This window comes from Gemella bergeri ATCC 700627 (genome assembly GCF_000469465.1).
Lineage (GTDB): Bacteria > Bacillota > Bacilli > Staphylococcales > Gemellaceae > Gemella > Gemella bergeri.
Genome location: NZ_KI271792.1, coordinates 9,684 through 15,728 on the forward strand (window position 1 = coordinate 9,684; position 6,045 = coordinate 15,728).

The window sequence follows — 6,045 nt, forward strand, 5'->3', positions numbered from 1 at the left end:
GTCTAAAACTAATTTTACAAGAAAATATAAGGTATATTTTTCCTTTTTCTACTGCCCTTTTGGGTCAGCCCCATCATATCTGTGATTTATTTTTAACTTTTTTGTCTCGCATCATTTACAAATGTATATAATGAAATTTACTGTCTGATAGAAAATAGTTAAATTTGTATTGTATATTAAAAAGATATGCGATACAATTTCTATATAAAATTAAGGAGGATGCTATGGATATAATAATACTATTATTATTTTCAGTTTTAATATTTCTGCTCCCAAAGGGTAATAAAGATTACTTAGACAAGAATTCAACAAACGGATTAAAAGGGTTATTAGCTATTGGCATAATATTACATCACCTATCTCAGTGGATATCTTCTGGGGAGACTTTTTCTAATTTTCAATATATGGGTACTTATATTGTTTCTATTTTCTTCTTTTTATCTGGTTATGGATTATATATTCAAACCCAAGTAAAACCTGATTATTTAACTAGTTTTTTTAGAAAAAGACTGTCGAAAATACTTATTCCATTTGTATTTATCTCTGGAATATACTTAATTTATAGAATGGTATATCTAAAAGAAATAATAAATTTGAATTTCTTTTATAATTTATTTTTAAAACATACAACTATAATATATAATGGTTGGTTTGTTGATATCATAATTTTGACTTATATATTTTTCTATATTTCATTTAAATTTATAAAGAATACCACTGTGGGAATCGCGATCAATTTTATCTTTATTGTATTATATATTGTTGTAGCTATAAAATTGAATTATGGATTTTGGTGGTATAATAGTATTCTTACATTTATTATAGGATTAGTTTGGGCAAAAAACAAAAAAGTAATAGATTATTTCTTTGAAAAATATTATTTTTTAAGTCTAATGCTTTTTACTATTTTAATATTTATATCTCATAAATATAGTATTATTCTTACCAAAGTAGGATTAGTAGATGCCTATAGTTATGCAATCGCAGCGAATCTAGACAATATTATTTTCACGATATATTTTATGCTAATTATAAAAAATATTGACTTCAGTAATAATTATTTACTAAAGCTAGGTGCAATATCCTTTGAATTATATATGGTTCACGGTCTTGCTATTGCATTTTTCGGTAAATATTTTACTTCTTCAAATTTAAATGACATTCTATTCACAACAGTTGTTTTCTTAGTTAGTATAGTTTCTGCAAAGGCTATCCATTTGATAATTATTAATATTCAAAAGAAGTGGCTGACCCAAAAGGACAGTAGAAAAAAGAAGTAGCGAAAACAAACGTTACTTCTTTTTAAAATTAACAAACAAAAAATCATCTTCATGATATAATAAGGTTGTATAATAAATACGGGGCATAAGAAAAAATAATTATCAAAGATGATGGGCAAAAAACTATCATCTTTTTTGTTTTTTGTTAAAAGCCTTATGCGGAAATAAATATTTTGAAGAATTATTTTTATCTATGCAAAATAAAACTACAAATTTCAAAAATTGTAACCAAATGGGAGTGAAACAGAAAAAAATTAAACTGAGAGATTATAGGATATTCAGTAGGGAAGAATAAAGATGCTAAATTAGTAGTAGATGCGACAAAAACAATCCTATGCTCATTAAATAAAATAGAGTTATTCCATATAATTTATAGAGGAAAAGAATTCATCAATAAAAAATTGATAGTATATCATGTACATTTAGTATAGACAGTTCGTTAAATGAAAAAGAATATTCCTACGATAATGCAGTAGTTGAATTTATATGCCAAAATGAGTTTAAAACACTAGGAAACTTGAATATTTTATTGTTTGATTATGTATATTTGTGGAATAATATTAGTTATCATGGTTTATTAGAGTAGGAAACACCAAAAAAATACAAGTTAAAAAAACAAAAGGAAATAGAGATGATATAAATCGAAAATATTTGTCGTAGGTTTATTTTAGAAAAAATTTTCACTTAGTTAAAAGATATTACGTTTAAGCCTTGGCAACAGTATTAATTTTCACTGAAAATTTACTATTCTAAATGGTTATTAAAAAATGGATAAAGGATGTTGGTTGTTAATTAAAAATTTGGTGGTGATGGCTCAAAAGCACAGTTTCTTTATAAATGTTGTCTAGGAAAATGTTGAAAATTCAAATCTGTTAGTAATTTATTATAATAGTATTGACGAGTTAGCGATAGTTGATTATAATTAAAGAAGTAAATGAAAATGCTTAACTTAAAGGAGAGTTAGAAATGGACAGTAAAAAATTAAATGTAAAAGATTTTATAAATGTAGGTATATTTGCTGCTTTGATATTTGTAGTGGAATTTGCTGCCGGTATGAGTGGTTTTATTCATCCATTTATTGTAGCCGCTTATGTAGCAATTATTCCGTTATTAAGTGCTATACCGATGATGCTTTTTTATACAAAAGTTGAAAAATTCGGTATGATAACCATGATGGCCACTTTGTTAGCCATTATCATGTATTTTACCGGTATGGGATGGATGGGAGCACCTATGATTTTAGCCGTGGGTGTTATTAGCGACTTAATTGCAAAATCCGGTAACTACAAGAATAGTAAAAAAACTATAATTAGTTTTGGAGTATTTTCTATGTGGTGTTCAGCAAACTTTTTACCTGTTGTATTTACTGCGGATAGTTATCGTGAGAATTTGCAATCGGGGAACTTTTCAAGTGAATACGTGGATGGTTTGTTTACATATATCAATACCACAACTTTAATTCCACTTATTGTTTTAAGTTTTATTTTTGGAGTAATAGGTGCGATTATAGGGAAGAAAGTTGTTAAAAAACATTTTGAGAAAGCAGGTATTGCATAAGTGCGAAATGAATTTTCACTAGATCCCAGAACAAAAATATATATGATGTTTTTGATATCGTTTTTAACGATGTCAACAGCAACTACCACTCTTAGTTTAACGCTTAGGGTGGTTATTACCATAGTTCCGATTTTATTGTTAATAGTTGAAGGGAAGGTCAAAACGGCTATTAGATTCACTATATTTTATATACTTGGAATTTTGGTTATGCATTTTTTTATTAACAATGGAGAAGGTTTTATCAGTGCTTTGGCATTAGGGTACTGCAGTGTTATGTTACAATTTTTTCCTTCTGCTATTATGGCATGGTATACGGTAAGAACCACTAAAGTTAACGAATTTATGGCAGCTTTAAATAAGCTGCATTGCCCTAAGGGATTAGCTATTTCCTTGGCAGTAGTTTTGAGATTTTTCCCTACTATAAAAGTGGAATATGGGAATATAAGAGATGCTATGAAGATGAGAGGTATTAGCCTTGCAGGAGGAAATTTGATAAAGATGATTGAATACAGAATTATACCACTCTTATTTTCATGTGTTTCTATTGGTGATGAACTTTCGGCAGCGGCTATTACCAGAGGATTGGGGGCACCTGGTACAAGAAGCAATATTTGTGAAATAGGTTTTAAAAGATTTGATTATGTAGCATTTGTTGTTTTTACCACCTTAACCATAGGTTATATTTGGGGGCTGTAGAGGAGATTTTATGATTAGGATAGAAAATATTAACTTTAGATATAAAGGATCTGAAAAACAGGATTTGAAAAATATATCATTGGAAATTAAAGAAGGAGAAACCATTTTGCTTTGCGGGGCATCAGGTTGTGGAAAAACTACTGTAACTAGGCTTATTAATGGATTAATTCCTCACTATTATAAAGGGGAATTAGAAGGAAATTTGAGAGTAGCAAACTTTGATATAGTAAATACCGAGTTATATGAATTAGCTGGGACTGTCGGTTCTGTATTTCAAAATCCACGAAGTCAGTTTTTTTCTTTAGATACTGAAGGGGAAATTGCTTTTGGACCCGAAAATTTAGGTTTATCTGTGGCAGAAATAGTAGACCGAAAAAACAAAATCATGCAGGAAATGAATTTAGATAATTTGAAGGGAAGAAGTTTGTTTGAACTTTCTGGGGGAGAAAAGCAGAAAATTGCATGTGCTTCGGTTGCAGCCTTAAAGCCAAAGATAATGTTGTTAGATGAACCATCATCTAATTTGGACTGGAAAGCAATAGAGGATTTAAGAGAAATAATATTGCAGTGGAAAAAACAAGGTAAAACTATAGTTATTTCTGAACATAGACTTTGGTATCTTAAAGATTTAATTGATAGAGTAATATATATGGAAGATGGAGAGATAAAAAAAGAGTGGCAGGAAGAGTTTAGTAAGCTAAACGAAGATGAGTTACGCAACATGAAGTTACGACCTGTCAATTTAGAACCTAAATATATCAGTCAATTCACGGATGAATTAGATAATATTGATAAACCGGTAATTTTAACCAACGGGGATAAAATTCAATTAAAAAATTTTACTTTCAGATATAAAAGAAGAAAGGAAAAGAAAGTAGATAAGTCTAAATTAGATTTGGAAATACCTAATCTAACTGTAAAAAAAGGAAGTATAATAGGTGTTACGGGAAAAAATGGAGCCGGGAAGTCAACTTTTTTAAGATGCCTTTGCGGATTGGAAAAGAGCTGCAAAGGAGAGCTAAAGATAGGAGAAAATATATATAGAGGAAAAGAATTAATAAGAAAGTCCTATATGGTGATGCAAGATGTAAATCATCAGCTTTTTACAGATAGTGTAGTTGGAGAAGTTCTACTATCCATGGAGAAAGAAGATATTTCAGTTTGTCATAAGATTTTAGATAATCTAGGACTGCTTGAATTTAAAGATAAGCACCCAATGGCACTTTCAGGTGGACAGAAGCAGAGAGTAGCTATAGCTTCGGCTATGGCAGCAGAAGCGGAGATTTTGTTATTTGACGAACCTACATCAGGTTTAGATTATCTTCATATGTGTGCCGTTTCTGAACTGCTACAGAATCTAGTTAATCAGGGGAAAACATTATTTGTGTCTACACATGACCCGGAACTTATAAAACTTTGTTGTGATTTTGTTTTGCAGATTGAAGACGGAAAGGTAGTAAAGTATTTTGAAGTATAAAAGGAGGATAAATGATTTTACAAACTAAAATTGGAAAAGTTTATACTGATGTAGTAGGTAAAGATTTTCAAGGAGATAATGTATATTCTATTTTAAGTGTGCCTTATGCAAGGGCTGAAAGATTTGAATATCCCAAACTTATATCTAGTGAAGAGTATTCCGAAGATGATTTTTTGAATAGAGAAGGAAGTTTTTGCTTTCCGCAGAAAAAGTATCCATTAAAACTTAATATTTTTATGAAACATCATATGTTGCGACCGGAATTTCAACCACTAAAAGATGTTCAGACAGAAAATGCGTTTGTAGTAAATATATGGGCATCTGATAAATTTACAGAAAAAAAACCGGTTGTTGTATTTTTACATGGCGGTGGTGAAGGGTCAGGGACAGTTCCGATATATATGATGAACCATATTGCTGAACAGGGAATTGTAGCAGTTACAATTACTTATCGAATAGGAAATTTCGGATATATGCCTATTTTTGATAATGGAGAAATAAGAAGTTCTCTTGCTTATCTTGATCAACAAACAGCGTTAGCCTGGATTCATAATAATATAAGTTCATTTGGTGGAGATAATACTAATATTACACTTATGGGGAATTGTGGTGGTGCGGTTGCAGCTCTTTATCATTATTTGAACTCTGTAAGTAATAAATTATTTCATAAATTGATATTATGTGCGGGAAACGTTCCGATATTATCAGAAATTTATTTTGCTAAAAATCAATATAAAAAAATATTATCTAAAAATCATTTAACCGGACTTAAAGAATTAAAAAAACTATCCGTTAAGGATTTGTTAAAAATAAAAGGGGGACAAAATGATATTATTGATGGGAAGTTTTTCACAGAACATCCTATGAATTTATTAAAACGAGGGGAATTTCCTTCTATGCCTGTGTTAATAGGAACAAATAAGGATGAATTTTCTATGATCGAATTACCAATGTATTATAAAACTCTTGGAATTACAAAGAAAAAAGAACACCTGAAAGAAATTCTTTTGACGAATTGCAAATAAAAGTGCAACA

6 protein-coding genes are annotated in these 6,045 nt (G+C 29.7%); all 6 read left to right on the forward strand.

What is annotated here, in order from left to right:
* Window positions 1–224: 224 nt before the first annotated feature.
* The 6 genes from HMPREF1983_RS00330 to HMPREF1983_RS00350 all read left to right on the forward strand — a co-directional run bounded on the left by HMPREF1983_RS00330 (window position 225) and on the right by HMPREF1983_RS00350 (window position 6,035).
* Entirely contained in the window at window positions 225–1,280 is a 1,056-nt protein-coding gene (locus HMPREF1983_RS00330) for an acyltransferase family protein (protein ID WP_040460711.1), read from the forward strand.
* A gap of 484 nt (window positions 1,281–1,764) precedes the next feature.
* Window positions 1,765–1,866: a hypothetical protein gene (locus HMPREF1983_RS08070; protein ID WP_483788270.1), complete on the forward strand. Its 102-nt coding sequence runs from the start codon at window positions 1,765–1,767 to the stop codon at window positions 1,864–1,866.
* Between the two features lie 380 nt (window positions 1,867–2,246).
* Window positions 2,247–2,837: an MptD family putative ECF transporter S component gene (locus HMPREF1983_RS00335; RefSeq protein ID WP_021752276.1), complete on the forward strand. Its 591-nt coding sequence runs from the start codon at window positions 2,247–2,249 to the stop codon at window positions 2,835–2,837.
* Window positions 2,838–3,533, forward strand: coding sequence for an energy-coupling factor transporter transmembrane component T (locus HMPREF1983_RS00340; protein WP_021752277.1), 696 nt, complete (start codon window positions 2,838–2,840; stop codon window positions 3,531–3,533).
* A gap of 10 nt (window positions 3,534–3,543) precedes the next feature.
* Window positions 3,544–5,010 (forward strand): ABC transporter ATP-binding protein, encoded by a 1,467-nt coding sequence (locus tag HMPREF1983_RS00345; RefSeq protein ID WP_021752278.1) that lies wholly within the window; start codon window positions 3,544–3,546, stop codon window positions 5,008–5,010.
* Between the two features lie 11 nt (window positions 5,011–5,021).
* On the forward strand, window positions 5,022–6,035 hold the full coding sequence (locus HMPREF1983_RS00350) for a carboxylesterase family protein (RefSeq protein WP_021752279.1): 1,014 nt from the start codon (window positions 5,022–5,024) through the stop codon (window positions 6,033–6,035).
* Window positions 6,036–6,045 lie beyond the last annotated feature (10 nt).

Bases quoted from the DNA above. Each gene is read 5' to 3' on its own strand.
- HMPREF1983_RS00330 (WP_040460711.1), top strand. From the start codon at position 225: ATGGATATAATAATACTATTATTATTTTCAGTTTTAATATTTCTGCTC.
- HMPREF1983_RS00335 (WP_021752276.1), top strand. From the start codon at position 2,247: ATGGACAGTAAAAAATTAAATGTAAAAGATTTTATAAATGTAGGTATA.
- HMPREF1983_RS00345 (WP_021752278.1), top strand. From the start codon at position 3,544: ATGATTAGGATAGAAAATATTAACTTTAGATATAAAGGATCTGAAAAA.
- HMPREF1983_RS00350 (WP_021752279.1), top strand. From the start codon at position 5,022: ATGATTTTACAAACTAAAATTGGAAAAGTTTATACTGATGTAGTAGGT.